Source organism: Gilliamella sp. N-G2, assembly GCF_002142215.1.
GTDB lineage: Bacteria > Pseudomonadota > Gammaproteobacteria > Enterobacterales > Orbaceae > Gilliamella.
In genome coordinates this window covers 35,453-52,178 of sequence record NZ_NAST01000006.1, presented here as the reverse complement: position 1 = coordinate 52,178, position 16,726 = coordinate 35,453, and the positions used below count along the sequence as shown (strand labels likewise).

The window sequence follows — 16,726 nt, the reverse complement described above, 5'->3', positions numbered from 1 at the left end:
GTTAATATATTAGAGGTAAAAATGGCTCGTGTAACTGTCCAAGATGCAGTAGAAAAAATTGGTAATCGCTTTGATCTCGTTTTAGTTGCAGCAAGACGCGCTCGCCAATTACAAGTTGAAAATAAAACACCATTAATTCCTGAAGAACATGATAAAGAAACTGTAGTTGCTTTACGCGAAATTGAGAATGGTCTTGTAAATAAACAAATTCTCGATACAGCTGAATTTCAAGCTCGTCAAGATGAAGAATCTGAAGTGCGTAATGCTCTTCATGAATCGGTACTTTTAGAAAACACTCCTTCATACGAATAAACATTGCAGAGGATTGTCCATGCAATATTTTGAAAGCTTAAAAGAGGTTGTTGCATCTTATCTTCCAGCGAAACAAGTTGAATTTATTCAAGATGCCTATTTCTTTGCGAAGCAAGCACATGATGGACAATTCCGTTCCAGCGGTGAACCTTATATTACTCATCCGGTTGCGGTAGCAACCATTTTAGCCGAAATGCGGTTAGATTATGAAACCGTTACCGCGGCACTGTTACATGACACCATCGAAGATACTCCGGTCACCTTTCAAGACATCACTCAAAAGTTTGGTAAACATGTTGCAGTGTTAGTTGAAGGTGTCTCAAAACTTGATAAGTTAAAATTTAGAAATCGACAAGAAGCTCAAGCTGAAAATTTTCGCAAAATGGTTTTAGCCATGACCGAAGATGTACGAGTGATTCTAATTAAGTTAGCTGATAGAACTCATAACATGCGTACGCTTGGTGCTTTAAGACCTGATAAGCGTCGTCGTATTGCTAAAGAAACCTTAGAAATTTATGCACCTCTAGCTCATCGTTTAGGTATTCATCATATTAAAACAGAACTTGAAATACTTGGTTTTACTGCGATGCACCCTAATCGAGCTAAAGTTCTTGAAAAAGTGGTCAAAATTGCTCGAGGCACAAGAAAAGAACTTATCCAACAAATTTTATCTGAGATTAGTGGGCGTTTAGCTGAAGCGAAAATTGATGCTCAAGTGGAAGCACTTGAAAAGAATATTTATGCTATTTATCAAAAGATGCAACTTCGTGAACAGCATTTCCGTTCGATTATGGATATTTATGTTTTCCGGATTGTAGTTGAAGATGTTGATACTTGCTATCGGGCACTTGGTTTAGTGCATAATTTGTATAAACCTCGACTCAATCGTTTCAAAGATTATATTGCTATTCCTAAAGCCAATGGTTATCAATCATTACATTCTTCATTAATTGGTCCTCATGGTACACCGGTAGAAGTACAAATTCGAACTGAAGATATGGATCAAATGGCAGAAATGGGAGTTGCTGCACATTGGATTTATAATGAGAATGATGAGTTAAACAATACCACTACTCAAATTAAAACCCAACGATGGATGCAGAGTTTGTTAGAACTGCAACAAAGTGTTGGTAATTCATTCGAATTTATTGAAAATGTTAAATCTGATCTTTTTCCAAAAGAGATTTATGTTTTTACACCAAAAGGTCGAATTGTACAATTACCTGAAGGTTCAACAGCGGTTGATTTAGCTTATGCGGTGCATTCTGATATCGGTTCCCAATGTATTGGTGCGTTAGTTGATCGTAAACCTTATCCGCTTTCTCAACCTTTAAGTAATGGTCAAACTGTTGAAATTATTACTTCTCCTGAAAGTCGTCCTAATGCAAGTTGGTTAAATTTTGTAGTAAGTGCAAAAGCCAGATCACGTATTCGACAAGCATTAAAAGCTTTGAAACGAGAAGATGCCATTTTCTTAGGACGTAAATTACTTAATCTGGCTTTAATTAAATCAAGTGGAATTGAGTCACTAACTGATAAACAAAAAGCTCGTATTGTTGAGCTGACTAAGTTGACTTCGTTTGATGATGTTTTAGCTGAAATAGGACTAGGCAATGTTATGAGCCATTTTATTGTCAAAAGTCTTGAACATAAAGCACTTTTATCAAATCAATCTGAAGCAAATAAAACATTAGTTATAACAGGAAGTGAAGGCGTATTAGTTACTTTTTCAAAATGTTGTCACCCTATTCCTAATGATCCAATTATAGGTCATGTTAGTCCGGAAAAAGGTTTATCTGTACATCATGAATCTTGTCGCAACATCAGTGGTTACCAAAATAACCCAGAAAAATATATTCCACTTAAATGGGCTCCTAATATTGAGCAGTTTTTTGTTGCAGAAATCTGGATAGATATTATCAACAATCAAGGTTCTTTAGGACATGTTCTTTCTATCATCAATGATGAGAAAGCCCATATTCAATGGTTGAATACCGAAGAAAAAGATAGACAAATTTATACCATTATTTTGCAGATTGAAGTTAAAAATACACAACAACTCAATGAGTTAATAAGAAAATTATCACTACAACAAGATGTAGTGAGTGTAATTCGTAATATTAATTAGTTCTTATGGCCAATCGTTTGCTAAACCAAATACCGCTTGCAAAATTAGCAGGAATTGGGCCTAGTTTAGAAAGAAAATTCTTTTCTCTTGGCATTAAATCTGTTCAAGATCTGTTATTACATTTTCCGCTTCGTTATGAAGACCGTTCTACATCTTCAGCTATTGGTGAGGTAGCAATTGGCGAAACAACCACTATTCAAGGTTGTATCATTAAAAGTGAAATTATCATTACCAAACGTAAAATGTTGTTGTGTCATATTCAGGATGATTCGGGTATCGCAATTTTACGTTTTCTTCATTTCAATATGGGGATGAAGGCTTCCCTAGCTCTTGGTAAATGGGTGAGTGCTTACGGTGAGATAAAAAGTGGCAGTCATTATCCGGAAATTATTCATCCACAATTTAAAATTCAAACCCAAAAAGAAGCGCATAGCGCTTTTGCTGATGCCAATGAAGAGCGATTTACACCAATTTATTCTACTACCCATGGATTAACTCAAAATGTCATTCGTAAGGCAATACAATCGGCATTAATATTGTTAAAACGCAATCCCCCCGATGAAATTTTACCAGCTACATTGAGTTCTAGATATTTGCCTGTCATTGAATCATTAGACATTGTTCATAATCCTTCATTATCTACCGATGTTGAGCAGTTAATTGCTGGCGAGCATCTGGCAATAAAACGATTTATTTTAGAAGAGTTGCTTGCTTATCATTTAAGTATGTTGCTAATTAAATGTGATAATCAAAGACAACATTCTTACCCAATGCATATTACTCAAAATTATATTCAGCCTTTTCTTGCGGCATTACCATTTGAACCGACCAAGGCGCAAAAAAGAGTGGTGCAGGATATTTATCAAGATATGGCAAAATCAGTGCCAATGATGCGATTAGTCCAAGGCGATGTAGGGTCGGGTAAAACCTTAGTTGCCGCGTTAGCCGCTTTAAATGCTATTGAAAATAAGCAACAAGTCGTCTTAATGGCACCAACTGAAATATTAGCAGAACAACATTTTCATAATTTTTGCCAATGGTTTGAGCCACTAGGGATTAAGGTTGAGCTAATCACAGGTCGTTTAACCACTAAAAATAAACGACTACGCTATAATGATATCGAATTGGGTGAAATTTCAATGTTAATCGGTACTCATGCGGTGTTCGTTGATAAAGTTAAGTTTAGCCATTTAGGATTAGTTATTATTGATGAACAACATCGGTTTGGGGTAAATCAACGATTAAGTCTTTGGGAAAAAGGTGTTAAAGATGAATTTCATCCGCATCAATTAATCATGACGGCAACGCCAATTCCAAGAACCTTAGCAATGACGGTTTATGCTGATTTAGATGTATCAATTATTGATGAATTACCTCCCGGACGAACCCCAGTAACAACTATTGTTATACCTAATTCACGTCGCGATGAGATTATTGAAAAAGTGAATAATGCTTGTCTTAATAATCGTCAGGTTTATTGGGTTTGTACATTAGTTGAAGAGTCTGAAACACTAGATGCGCAAGCTGCTGAAATGTTGGTTGAAGAGCTACGACTGTTATTGCCTCATCTAAAGATCGCTTTAGTTCATGGCAAAATGAAATCGGACGAAAAACAAGCCGTCATGAAAGCGTTTAAATCAGGTGAAACACAACTTCTAGTTGCAACAACCGTTATTGAAGTCGGGGTTGATGTGCCAAACGCAAGTTTAATGATTATTGAGAATGCTGAACGATTAGGGCTTTCGCAATTACATCAATTACGAGGACGCGTTGGTCGGGGTAGTGCAATTTCATATTGCGTCTTAATGTATCAAGCGCCATTGAGCAAAGTCGCACAACAACGGATGAAAGTGATGCGCGAAAGTAGTGATGGTTTTGTTATCGCGCAAAAAGACCTTGAAATTAGAGGAAGCGGCGAAATTCTAGGCACCAAACAAATGGGTGTCGCCAACTTTAAAGTGGTTGATTTAATTCGTGATCAACATTTAATTAGCGATGTTCAACAAGCCTCATATTATATTCAACAAGATTATCCAGAGTCTGCGCAACAACTTATTGAATGTTGGTTGCCAGAAAGACAGAAATATATAAATGCCTAGCTGTATAACTAATTGCTTAATTTGGCTGAAGATCAAATAATGGATTGCATTACAACCAAAAAACGGACTTTAAGATTATTCAAAGTCCGCTTACTTTATCTTTTTACTTTATAAGAATGAACGGTATGGGAGTTCAGGTTCATCGGTAAAGATATCTCTAAATCCACGATAGTGTTGATAGTGCATTTTCTTTTTATCGGTTGGATAAGTATATTTACCACCAACTTGCCAGAAGAATGGCGTAAATTGATACTCCAGACGATCCTTTTTCATTTGCCAAAGAACTTCAATTTCACGCGGGTCACTTTGGAAATTCGCCCATATATCGTGGTGGAATGGAATCACTACTTTAGTATTTAACGATTCCGCAGCCCGTAAAATGTCTGATGAAGTCATTTTATCGGTTACGCCGCGCGGATTCTCTCCATAAGATAACAAAGCAACGTCAATTTTATGATCATTACCATGTTTGGCATAATAATTAGAGTAGTGAGAATCTCCAGAATGATAAAGTGATCCGCCAGAAGTTTCGAATAAATAGTTAACCGCACGATCATCCATTCCATCTAAAATGGATTTATCGGTGGATGAAACACCTTTCGGTAAAGTAACTAATGAAGTTCTATCAAAAGAGTCTAAAACGCGAATGGTAATATCACCAACTTGGATAGTTTCGCCTACTTTAGCAACGATACAGCGATCTTCAGGAACTCCCCAGCTTTTCCATAATTCAACACAGGCTTTAGGGCCAATAAATTTTACTTTTGGTGAGCAGTTTTGAATGACTGCCGCCGCAACATTGACATCAATATGATCAGCATGATCATGGGTTGCCATAACAGCATCAATCTCTTTGATTGCAAAAGGATCTAGAACAAATGGGCTGGTTCTAAGATTTGGTTGTAATTCACGCACGCCACCCATTCGCATCATTTGATGTTGTTTATTCATCAATGGATTGGCGTGAGTTTTTTTACCTGTACCACACCAAAAATCGACAGAGATATTAGTATTACCTGCTGATTTTAACCAAATCCCAGTACAAGCAAGCCACCACATGGTAAACGTATTAGGTTTGACCTCTGTTGTTTCTATTTCTTCATTAAGCCACGTTCCCCATTCAGGAAAGGTATTCAATATCCAAGATTCTCTGGTAATTTCGTTTACTTTACTCATACTTTGTTCCTTTTACAATTTAATTATTAAACTAAAATCACTTCTGTGCCTTGTTCCTTTATGCTTTCAATCACTTCCTTATTTGCCTGTTTGCCAGTTATTAAAATATCAATTTTAGTAATCGGACAAAAAAGCATGCCAGAATTTGCTTTGGTATTTATCTTAGAACTATCAACAACAACGACTAATTTCTCTATTTTCTCAAGTATTTGTTGTTCTGCTACCGCACCTAATATTTCATTTTTATATAGTCCATTAGGCGTTAAAGTTTTACCACTGGTAAACATCCATTTACCTGCATAAGAATCAGTTATGTTAGCGATTGGGTTGAGAATAATATTTTGTGTTTTGTTATATAATCCTCCCATGATGATGACGTTCTCATGATCATGTTCAATCAAGTAGCACGCTAATGGAAAATAGTTGGTGATGATTGAAACATTCTTACCACACAGTTCACGACCTAACAAAAATGCTGTAGAACCACAATTAATCACGATATTTTCATCACTTCCACATAATTTGGCTGCTCTAATCGCAATGCGTGCTTTTTCATGATAATGATCAGTATTGTTATTGCCTATCGGCGCCCAAATGGGTTTTTCGACTTCAATTCGTATAATTCCATTACGAACTTTTTTTACTCTTCCATCTTGATCGAGTTTAGTAATATCTCGACGAGCCGTGGCTGGTGATATTGAAAAATAGGAGACTAATTCGGTTACTCTTACCATTCCTCGATCATTAACCATCGCTACAATTTCATTATGCCGTGATATTTCGTTCATTATTGCCTCTTATTAAGTAAATATGATTTTTTATGATTGAAAATGATATTAATTTTCGTTTAGTAATTTGTCAATCGTTTAAATCAATAATCTTAATTTTTCACTACAATGTATTGATAATAATAATTATATTTTTGGTTTTTACTTGTGGTTTTTTATCAAAATGTGACAGAAATCACATTTGTTTAGATAATAGTGTAAGAAAAGTGATCTCGATCAAAATAATCACAAACAATCATTGTGTGATTATTTGTGATTGTAGAATATAGCAGTAGTTATTCATTTCTTCGATTTGGATAACGATAAATGAGCAAAAGTTCCATCAATTCGTTTTGCGAGATGAATAATTATACAAATGACATATAAGTGGGGTTGATGTCTCCATGTTATAGCACTGATGCTATCTAAAGTTGTTAACAATCAATGAGAGGGACATATGGAAGTAATTTATAACATATTTTATATCTTTTATAGTCAAGTTATGACGAAGGCACCGTTATTGCTTGGCTTAGTTACATTGCTAGGTTATTGTCTTTTAAGAAAAGATATTACAACTATCTTAAAAGGCACTATCAAAACCATTGTCGGCTTCATGCTGTTACAAGTTGGTTCAGGCGTATTAGTTTCAACATTTAAACCTGTTATTGCTAAACTTTCTGAATATCATGGTATAACTGGATCAATTATCGATACTTATGCCTCAATGGTTGCTGTTGAAAAAGGGATGGGTGAACAGTATTCATGGGTTGGTTATGCTGTTTTATTGGCATTAGCTATTAATATCCTACTTGTTATTTTTCGTCGTTTAACTGGTATTAGAACGATTATGTTAACTGGCCATATTATGTTTCAACAAGTTGGTTTAATTTCACTTTTCTACTTCCTATTTGGTTATAGCATGTGGGAAACTATTACTTACTCAGCAATAATTACGGCATTATATTGGGGAATTTTTTCAAATATGATGTTTAAACCGACTGAAGCGGTAACTGGTGGTGCGGGTTTTTCAATTGGCCACCAACAGCAGCTTGGTTCATGGATTGCAGTAAAATTAGCGCCAAAATTGGGTGATAAAAATGATTCAGTAGATAATTTAAAATTACCAAAATGGTTACATATTTTCCATGATAGTATTGCCGCCACAACGATTGTGATGACGTTCTTTTTTGGTATCATCCTTCTTTCATTTGGTTTGGATAATTTACAAACAATGGCGGGGTCGACCCACTGGACTATCTACATTTTCGAAACCGGACTTAAATTTGCCGTAGCCATCCAAGTTATTGTTGGTGGTGTAAGAATGTTTGTGGCGGAGTTATCTGAAGCATTTAAGGGCATTTCTGAAAAATTAATACCAAATGCGGTATTGGCTATCGATTGTGCGGCTATCTATGCTTTTTCACCTAACGCCATGGTATTTGGTTTTATTTGGGGGGCATTAGGTCAATTTTTAGCAATAGCGTTATTACTGGTATTTAAATCACCAATCATGATTATTCCTGGTTTTATTCCTATGTTTTTCTCTAATGCCACTATTGGCGTATTTGCCAATCATTATGGTGGATGGAAAGCGGTAATGAAACTCTGTTTCGTTATGGGAATGGTTGAGGTTCTAGGCTCTGCTTGGGTAATTAATATCTTCGCCCAAAATGGTACGCCAATTGATTCCTGGATGGGAATGGCTGATTGGGCAATTTTATTCCCACCGATTTTACAAGGTTTATCTTTCTCTCATCTATTTATCTATGTCTTGATTGCGTTATCTCTGGTCTATATGTTCTTTGCGGCTAAATCACTACGAGCCGAAGAAGCCTTACAAAAACAACAACCAACCAATGATATTCATGATGATGTTAATGAAGCAGTAGTTGAAAAAATGGACGAAGTGGCAATTAGTGAAGGTCAACCGATTCGTATTCTTGCTGTTTGTGGTAGTGGTCAGGGATCATCAATGATGATGAAGATGAAAATTGCCAATTATTTAGATAAAAAAGGTATCGCAAATGTCATGGATTCATGCGCAGTCACGGATTACAAATCAAAACTACCTAATGTCGACATTATCGTTGCTTCTAAACATTTGATTCATGAAATCGAGGTTAATGAAGGACAACATGCATTAGGTGTCCAAAACATGTTAAATCCTCAAACTTTCGGCGATGAACTTATTGAGCTTATCAATAAAGTGAATGGTAAATAGGCAGAATATTTAAAGGAGTTCAACAATGGCTTTCAAAGAATCATTAATTGAAAATAACTCTATTTTACTCAAAGCAGAAGCTAAAAGTTGGCAAGAAGCTGTTAAGTTAGGAACAGATATGCTGGTTGCGTCTAAAGCGATTGAGCCTCGTTATTATGATGCCATCATTCAATGCGTTAAAACCATGGGGCCTTATATCATTATTGCCCCTAATTTGGCTATGCCACATGCGAGACCAGAAGATGGCGTAAACCGTACGGCTTTTGCATTAGTAACTTTGAAAAAACCTGTTTATTTTGAGGGAGAGATCGATCCTGTTGATGTACTAGTTACCCTCGCCGGCAGTACTTCTGATCAGCATATGGAAGGATTAATGGAAGTGACTCAAATTTTAGATGATGAAAATAGTGAGACAGGTGTTGATCTGGATAAATTAAGACGTTGTAACAGCAAAGAAGATGTTTATGCGGTTATCGATCGCGCGCTAAATGGAGGCTAAATGATGTTTCAAGCATTAAAACAACGCGTACTACAGGCTAATTTATTGCTACCACAATATAATTTAGTCACCTTTACATGGGGAAATGTATCAGAAGTGGATCGTGCAAAGGGAGTCATGGCCATCAAACCATCAGGGGTTGAGTACTGTGATATGACCATAGATGATATTGTTGTGGTTTCATTAACCGGCGAAATTGTCGAAGGCAAACTAAATCCCTCTAGTGATACCGCAACTCATCTCGAACTCTATAAAGCCTTTGCAAATATTGGCGGAATTGTGCATACCCATTCTCGTTATGCAACCGTTTGGGCACAGGCAGAATTGGATATTCCTGCATTAGGTACCACTCATGCTGACTATTTTTATGGTGATGTACCTTGTACCCGGCGACTAACTGATAGTGAAATTGCGACAGATTACGAAAAAAATACTGGATTAGTTATTATCGAGGAATTTAAACATCGCGGTATTGATCCTATTGCAATGCCTGGGGTTATTGTTTCTGGTCATGCACCATTTTGTTGGGGTAAAAATGCCTTAAATGCGGTGCACAATGCTGTGGTACTTGAAGAAGTCGCAATGATGGCAATTTCAACTCGACAACTTAATCAAACCATCAAAATTCAACAAACATTATCCGATAAGCACTATTTTCGCAAACATGGCGCTAATGCTTATTATGGCCAAAAATCAAATTAGATAAGGAAACCAACATGACAACACCAAAATTACAAATTGCTTTAGATCAAACAGAACTAACCTCAGCATTGGAGGTGGCAAAAAATGTTTCAGGATTTGTTGATATTATTGAAGTTGGCACTATTCTCGCCTTTGGTGCAGGAATAGAAAGCGTTAAAAATCTAAGAAAATTATATCCTAATCATATATTAGTCTGTGATTTAAAAACGACTGATGGTGGAGCGATATTAGCTAAAATGGCTTTCTCAGCTGGGGCTAACTGGTTAACGGTTTCGGCTGCAGCCCATATCGCTACCATTGAAGCATGTAAAAAAGTGGCTGACGAATTTAATGGCGAAATTCAGATCGAATTATATGGTCATTGGACACTAGAAGATGCCAAAGCATGGCGAAAATTGGGGATTAAACAGGCTATTTATCATCGTTCTCGTGATGCTGAATTAGCTGGTATTGGATGGGGAGAGGATGATTTGGTTAGAATGCGACAATTGTCAGATTTAGGTCTTGAACTTTCCATAACGGGCGGAATTATCCCTGAGGATATTCACCTATTTGCAGGAATTAAAACCAAAGCCTTTATTGCTGGTCGAGCTCTTGCTAGTGAAAATGGTAAACAAACTGCTCAAGCTTTAAGAGAGCAAATAGCTAAATATTGGTAATAGATGCGATGCAGTCAGTAAAATGACTGCATATTTGATGTTCAAATAAATATTATTAGGTTTTATTATGGCAAAATTTGCAATTAATCCGACCAATCAATCTAATTATATTGGTATTTATGAAAAGGCATTACCTAATGAACTTACTTGGCAAGAAAAGCTGCACGAAGCGAAAACATTAGGATTTAATTTTATCGAGATATCAATTGATGAATCAGAACAGCGAAGAGCAAGACTTAATTGGTCAGATGATGAGATTTATCGATTAAAGCGATTATGTGAACAATATGGACTACCATTGCATTCTATGTGTTTAAGTGCTCATCGTAAATTTCCATTTGGATCTGCAGATAAAAGTATACGTCAGCAAGCCAAAGTTATTATGAATAAAGCACTGATGCTCGCCTATAAACTAGGAATAAGGGTAATTCAATTAGCAGGATATGATGTTTATTATGAACCAGCCAATTTACAGACTCACCAGCGATTTATTGCGGGAATGCAGTGGTCAGCGAAACAAGCTGAAAAAATGGGGATAATGCTTGCCGTTGAAATCATGGATACTAGTTATCTCAATTCACTCAGTAAGTTTGAAATTCTAAAAAAAGAGGTCAATTCTCCTTATTTTATGGCTTATCCAGATGTAGGGAATATTTCTGGTTGGAATTATGATGTCTGTACAGAGCTTATGTTAAGTCGAGAGCACATTGTTCAAATACATCTAAAAGATACTTATAAGGTTAAAGCTAATTATTCTGGTCAGTTTAGAGATTTAACTATTGGCGAAGGGGAGGTTGATTTTCTTGCTATATTTAAAATACTAAAACAGATAAATTATACTGCTCCGCTTGTTATTGAAATGTGGGCAAAAGATCATAAATGGAGAGAAAACATTATAACAGCTCAAAAACGACTCAAAACCATAGCCGAAAATGCCGAATTTGTCCTCTTTAGTTAATTTTTATCTAATCATAAATTATCAATGTTCCATCTTTTATGAATTCTAAAAATGGAGCATTGATATACTTTATAAATCATTTGAAGATATATAGTTAATCCAATTATGGTAACTTTAGATTTATTAGTTGCTATTATAATTTTATTTTTAGACTCTCTGATTCTCAATAATAAAATAATTATGATTAATTGAACTAAATTTCAGCGATACTATGATGTAAGCGTTGTAATTTATATTCAATTTTTATATAACTTTTTATTATCAATAGTATAAAATTATTCAAATTTTTTTGTATCTTGCTTAGAAAACTTAATGATTTGATCTTTGCACGAATATAGCTATCGTGTAATATAGTCTGCATTATAAATCTGATTAAATTGCGAATATTTTATGAAATCCGCTCTAAAACTCTTTTCTCTTTTTTTAGTTATTTTCACCTTATTAGGCTGTGGTTTAAAAGGACCTCTTTATCATCCAGCAGAACAGTCAAATGCAATTATTGAATCTAATGATACAAATAAATTAGCTTAAAGGAATAATATGATGGATTTTTTACATTACCAAAATGGCTATTTATTGGCGGATAACGTTGCTATTTGCGATTTAGCTAATCAATATGGTACTCCTTTATATGTTTATTCTGCTGATCATATAACTAAGCAATTTCTTTCTTATCAAGAATCTTTAAAAAATAAGAAGCATTTGATTTGTTATGCTGCAAAAGCGAATAGCAATTTATCTGTTTTAAACTTATTAGCTAAACTTGGTGCCGGTTTTGATATTGTTTCACAAGGTGAATTAGAGAGAGCTTTAAAAGCTGGTGCTGATCCTAAAAAAATTGTATTTTCAGGAGTTGCAAAATCTGTTGTTGAGATTAGACGTGCACTTGAAGTAGGAATTAAATGTTTTAATGTTGAATCAGAACCTGAATTATATCGTATTAATGATATTGCTCATCAATTAGGGAAAATAGCTAACATTTCTTTACGGATTAATCCTGATGTAGATGCAAAAACACATCCGTATATTTCAACTGGATTACGTGAAAACAAATTTGGTATAAGTTATCAATTAGCTTTAGATACTTATCGTAAAGTAGCATCATTAAATAATATTAAAATAGTCGGTATTGATTGTCATATTGGCTCTCAATTAACTGAGTTGTCGCCTTTTCTTGACGCAGCTGATCGTATATTGGCATTAGTTGACCAACTAGCAGCAGAAAATATTCATCTTGAGCATATTGATTTGGGTGGAGGGTTAGGTGTTTGTTATGATGATGAACAGCCACCATCAGCGACATTACTGGTATCAAAACTAATTGAAAAGTTAAAAAATTATCCTGAACTTGAAATTGTTTTCGAACCAGGTAGATCAATCGTTGCCAATGCTGGATTACTAATTACTAAAGTTGAATATACTAAGCATCAAGATGGCAATCATTTTGCGATTGTTGATGCCGGAATGAATGATCTGATTCGACCAGCACTTTATCAAGCGTGGATGCAAGTCCTATCTGTTAAAGAATCAACAGATTCAAATACCAAAAAGATTTATAATGTTGTTGGGCCAATTTGCGAATCTAGTGATGTATTAGCTTATCAACGTGAACTTTCAGTTGAACAAGATGATCTGTTAGTTATTTGTAGTGCAGGTGCTTATGGCTTTAGTATGGCATCTAATTATAATAGTCATCCTCGACCAGCAGAAGTCATGCTTGAAAATGGTAATCAGCATAAATTGATTCGAGAACGTGAAACTTTTGATGATTTATGGCGGGGTGAATTAGTATTATAATTCATTATTAAGCTAATAATTATGTTTATTTTGTTTGATAAATCCATCTAATCAAACAAATATGATGAAAAAGTAATAAATACTGACGATTTACAATAAAAGGTAACTAGAGATGAACTTTTCAAAAATGCATGGACTGGGTAATGATTTTATGGTTATTGATGCAGTAACGCAAAATGTTCATCTTTCAAGTGAAATGATCAAACGTATATCAGATCGATATACAGGAATTGGGTTTGATCAGTTACTAATTGTTGAGCCGCCTTATTCTCCTGAAAGTGATTTTCATTATCGTATATTTAATGCTGATGGTTCCGAGGTTGAGCAATGTGGTAATGGTGCTCGTTGCTTTGCCCGTTTTGTAAGATTGAAAGGATTGACTAAAAAAAGAGTGTTAAAAGTCAGTACTATGAAAGGTAATATTGTTTTGACGGTAAATGATGATGAAACCGTTCGGGTTAATATGGGAACACCAATTTTTGAGCCTAATAAAATTCCTTTCAAAGCAATTAAAGAAGAAAAAACTTATATTATTCGAGCACAAGAACAAACAGTTTTATGTGGTGTCGCTTCAATGGGGAACCCGCATTGTGTAATTCAAGTTGAAGATGTGCTAACTGCTCAAGTATTAACTTTAGGTCCGCTATTAGAGCAACACGAACGCTTTCCTGAAAAAGCGAATATTGGTTTTATGCATATTATTGATCGAGATAATATTAATTTGCGTGTTTATGAAAGAGGCGTGGGTGAAACTCAAGCTTGTGGAACAGGAGCTTGCGCCGCTGTTGCTGTTGGCATTAATCAAGGATTATTGAACCAGCGGGTGAATGTTAATCTACCCGGAGGAAAATTAATAATAGATTGGAAAGGTAATCAGTCGCCGCTTTATATGACTGGACCAGCTACACATGTATATGATGGTTATATTGCTATTTAATTACGCTAAACTTTATGAATTTTATTAACTGATTACATAAAGACAATGAAATAAATTATGGTCGTAAAAAAAACACAAACATTGAAGTTAAAACAGCCGCGACGAAAAAAATCATTTGTTAAATTAAATGATGAAATGGTTAGCCAATATATTATTGATAACCCAGATTTTTTTATTCGAAATGCGACTCATATTGAACGCATGCGCGTACCACACCCTGTGCGAGGTATGATTTCACTACCTGAATGGCATATGGCAAGGCAACGTAATAAAATTAGTCAACTTGAGTCGGAAATCACATTACTGATGGAGCACGCAAGTGCTAACGAATTACTCTTTAATCAGTTAATAAAATTGCAATTTCAATTAATAAAAGCAAAAGATATAAACGAATTATTAGATTCTTTAAAAATTTGGGCCAAAGATTTAGGACTTAGTGGTGCCTATTTATATTTATTTGATGATAAATGGTTACTTAGTGCACCATCAAATTATCATTATTTAGCTTTAAACTCCTCGCAGTTTGATTTTATTCGTGTAAGACATTTACAGTATAGCCAATTTTATTTGGGGTCATTAAATACAACTGAATTAGATTTTTTATTACCTAAACATGGTTATGTTGGCTCTGTAGCTTTATCACTATTGGGGCAATTTGGTGATCTTGGTTTATTAATGTTTACGAGTGCAGATCCTCAGCATTATCAGACTGGACAAGGAACCTTGTTGTTAGAAAAGATCAGTGAAATATTGCCAATTCTTATTGAAAAATGGATTATGCGAAAAAAGTAAGGAAATATGATGGTTAAAATTAATCCTAATTACTCTTCTTTTTTAACCGAGCCTGTTGAGCATTTTTTAAATTATTTGAAATCTGAAAAACAACTTAGTATAAATACTCAAATTAACTATCGTCGTCAACTTTATGCGCTTATTGATTTAACTGAAGGCTTAGATATTACTAAATGGCAGGATATTGATTCATCTGCTGTGAGGTTACTTATTAGTCGCAGTCGACAAACCGGCCTACAAGCTCGTAGTTTATCATTAAGATTATCTGCATTACGCAGTTTTTTTGATTGGATGGTTAAAAACGATCAGATCTCAGCCAATCCAGCCCGTGGTGTATTAAACCCTAAATTGGGTCAACATCTTCCAAAAAATATTGATATCGATGAGATCAATCAACTACTTGATATTGAGTATAGTGATCCGCTTTCTGTACGTGATAGAGCAATGTTGGAGGTGATGTATGGTTCAGGATTACGCCTTTCTGAATTAGTAAGTCTCAATTGTCGGGAATTAAATTTAACTGAAGGTGAAGTCCGAGTAACTGGAAAGGGTAATAAAGAGCGGAAATTGCCTTTAGGCCGAGAGTCAATTAGATGGATTGAGCAATGGTTAACTATGCGAAATGATTTAAAACCGCAAGATGATGCTGTTTTTATCTCTAAACTGGGTAAGCGAATTTCACCACGAAATGTTGAAAAACGCTTTGCACAATGGGGAATAAAACAAGGATTAAGTTCACATATTCATCCGCATAAACTACGTCATTCATTTGCTACTCATATGCTTGAATCAAGCGGTGATTTACGAGCAGTACAAGAATTACTAGGTCATGCTGATTTATCTACTACTCAAGTTTATACCCATTTGGATTTTTCACATTTATCAGAAGTTTATGATTCGGCTCATCCGAGAGCTAAAAGAGGAAGAAAATAATGCATTTTTATCGTTCAATTAACTGCATTAAAGCAATCACATTCGATCTCGACGACACTTTATATGACAATAGTATGATTGTTGATAAAGCTGAAGAGGAAGTGATAAAAAATTTACAACAATATGAGCCATTACATTATTTGACATTAGATTTGTACTATCAAGAAAAAAAGTTGGTGCTCACTATAAATCCACAAATATATCATGATGTTATTGATTGGCGAGTTGAGACAATTAAATCGTTATTAAATAAAACGAATATATCTTTATCTCAATATAGCAAGATTATTGATGAAGCTATTGATTGTTTTAATTTTTGGCGTCATAAAATGGTTGTCCCTAAATCAACACATATGTTATTAACTAAATTAGCCAATAAGTATCCATTAGGGGTAATTACTAATGGTAATGTTGATGTAAATAGAATAGGTTTAGGCGATTATTTTCAATTTTCGCTAAGAGGTGGTCCTGACGGTCGTTCAAAACCATTTCCCGAAATTTTTGCTTTAGCCGCACAAAAATTAGCTATTCCTAATAATTATATTTTGCATGTTGGTGATAATTTGGAGACAGATGTCAATGGTGCGATTAATAATGGTTTTTTAGCTTGTTGGATTAATATTTTTGGACAGGATATTTATCATCTCTCAGATGCTAGATGTTTACCGCATATTGAAATAACGCAATTGCCAGAATTAGATAATCTGTTATAATTTAGTTCATATATGTATAAAAAGACAGTGAAG

General features: G+C 34.9%; 16 protein-coding genes. 14 read left to right on the top strand and 2 right to left on the bottom strand.

Features of this window, described 5'->3' with window-relative positions; translation table 11 throughout:
- Nucleotides 1-21: 21 nt before the first annotated feature.
- Genes rpoZ through recG form a run of 3 tightly spaced genes read left to right on the top strand, consistent with a single transcriptional unit; the run spans nucleotide 22 to nucleotide 4,539 of the window.
- Entirely contained in the window at nucleotides 22-312 is a 291-nt protein-coding gene (gene rpoZ / locus B6C99_RS04445) for a DNA-directed RNA polymerase subunit omega (RefSeq protein ID WP_086358726.1), read from the top strand.
- A gap of 19 nt (nucleotides 313-331) precedes the next feature.
- Nucleotides 332-2,440, top strand: coding sequence for a bifunctional GTP diphosphokinase/guanosine-3',5'-bis pyrophosphate 3'-pyrophosphohydrolase (gene spoT, locus B6C99_RS04440; RefSeq protein ID WP_086358725.1), 2,109 nt, complete (start codon nucleotides 332-334; stop codon nucleotides 2,438-2,440).
- A 5-nt stretch (nucleotides 2,441-2,445) separates the two neighbouring features.
- A complete protein-coding gene (gene recG, locus B6C99_RS04435) occupies nucleotides 2,446-4,539 on the top strand; it encodes an ATP-dependent DNA helicase RecG (RefSeq protein WP_086358724.1) in 2,094 nt (697 codons plus the stop codon).
- A 108-nt stretch (nucleotides 4,540-4,647) separates the two neighbouring features.
- Here the strand turns inward: recG and ulaG are convergent, their stop codons facing one another.
- Nucleotides 4,648-5,715: an L-ascorbate 6-phosphate lactonase gene (gene ulaG, locus B6C99_RS04430; protein ID WP_086358723.1), complete on the bottom strand. Its 1,068-nt coding sequence runs from the start codon at nucleotides 5,713-5,715 to the stop codon at nucleotides 4,648-4,650.
- A 26-nt stretch (nucleotides 5,716-5,741) separates the two neighbouring features.
- A complete protein-coding gene (gene ulaR, locus B6C99_RS04425; protein ID WP_086358722.1) occupies nucleotides 5,742-6,503 on the bottom strand; it encodes an HTH-type transcriptional regulator UlaR in 762 nt (253 codons plus the stop codon).
- Between the two features lie 436 nt (nucleotides 6,504-6,939).
- Here ulaR and B6C99_RS04420 point away from each other — a divergent pair, with 436 nt between their 5' ends.
- The 11 genes from B6C99_RS04420 (at nucleotide 6,940) to yigB (ending at nucleotide 16,693) form a co-directional block, all read left to right on the top strand.
- Nucleotides 6,940-8,703, top strand: a complete 1,764-nt coding sequence (locus B6C99_RS04420) for a PTS ascorbate-specific subunit IIBC (RefSeq protein ID WP_086358721.1) — start codon at nucleotides 6,940-6,942, stop codon at nucleotides 8,701-8,703.
- 25 nt (nucleotides 8,704-8,728) lie between these two features.
- Entirely contained in the window at nucleotides 8,729-9,202 is a 474-nt protein-coding gene (locus tag B6C99_RS04415) for a PTS sugar transporter subunit IIA (protein WP_086358720.1), read from the top strand.
- Nucleotides 9,203-9,205: 3 nt separating this feature from the next.
- Nucleotides 9,206-9,904 (top strand): L-ribulose-5-phosphate 4-epimerase, encoded by a 699-nt coding sequence (locus B6C99_RS04410; protein ID WP_086358777.1) that lies wholly within the window; start codon nucleotides 9,206-9,208, stop codon nucleotides 9,902-9,904.
- A 14-nt stretch (nucleotides 9,905-9,918) separates the two neighbouring features.
- A complete protein-coding gene (locus B6C99_RS04405) occupies nucleotides 9,919-10,563 on the top strand; it encodes a 3-keto-L-gulonate-6-phosphate decarboxylase UlaD (RefSeq protein ID WP_034901424.1) in 645 nt (214 codons plus the stop codon).
- Nucleotides 10,564-10,630: 67 nt separating this feature from the next.
- Nucleotides 10,631-11,521, top strand: coding sequence for an L-ribulose-5-phosphate 3-epimerase (locus B6C99_RS04400; RefSeq protein ID WP_086358719.1), 891 nt, complete (start codon nucleotides 10,631-10,633; stop codon nucleotides 11,519-11,521).
- 390 nt (nucleotides 11,522-11,911) lie between these two features.
- Nucleotides 11,912-12,052, top strand: coding sequence for a lipoprotein (locus B6C99_RS04395; RefSeq protein ID WP_086358718.1), 141 nt, complete (start codon nucleotides 11,912-11,914; stop codon nucleotides 12,050-12,052).
- Between the two features lie 12 nt (nucleotides 12,053-12,064).
- Nucleotides 12,065-13,318 carry a diaminopimelate decarboxylase gene (gene lysA / locus B6C99_RS04390; protein ID WP_086358717.1) on the top strand — a complete coding sequence of 418 codons (1,254 nt, stop codon included), beginning with the start codon at nucleotides 12,065-12,067 and terminating at the stop codon, nucleotides 13,316-13,318.
- Between the two features lie 112 nt (nucleotides 13,319-13,430).
- Nucleotides 13,431-14,255, top strand: coding sequence for a diaminopimelate epimerase (dapF, locus tag B6C99_RS04385; protein WP_086358716.1), 825 nt, complete (start codon nucleotides 13,431-13,433; stop codon nucleotides 14,253-14,255).
- 57 nt (nucleotides 14,256-14,312) lie between these two features.
- Nucleotides 14,313-15,047 (top strand): DUF484 family protein, encoded by a 735-nt coding sequence (locus B6C99_RS04380; RefSeq protein ID WP_086357034.1) that lies wholly within the window; start codon nucleotides 14,313-14,315, stop codon nucleotides 15,045-15,047.
- A gap of 9 nt (nucleotides 15,048-15,056) precedes the next feature.
- Nucleotides 15,057-15,980 carry a tyrosine recombinase XerC gene (gene xerC, locus B6C99_RS04375; RefSeq protein ID WP_086358715.1) on the top strand — a complete coding sequence of 308 codons (924 nt, stop codon included), beginning with the start codon at nucleotides 15,057-15,059 and terminating at the stop codon, nucleotides 15,978-15,980.
- Entirely contained in the window at nucleotides 15,980-16,693 is a 714-nt protein-coding gene (gene yigB / locus B6C99_RS04370; RefSeq protein WP_086358714.1) for a 5-amino-6-(5-phospho-D-ribitylamino)uracil phosphatase YigB, read from the top strand. The genes xerC and yigB overlap by 1 nt, the downstream gene beginning before the upstream one ends.
- The last annotated feature ends 33 nt before the right edge of the window (nucleotides 16,694-16,726 follow it).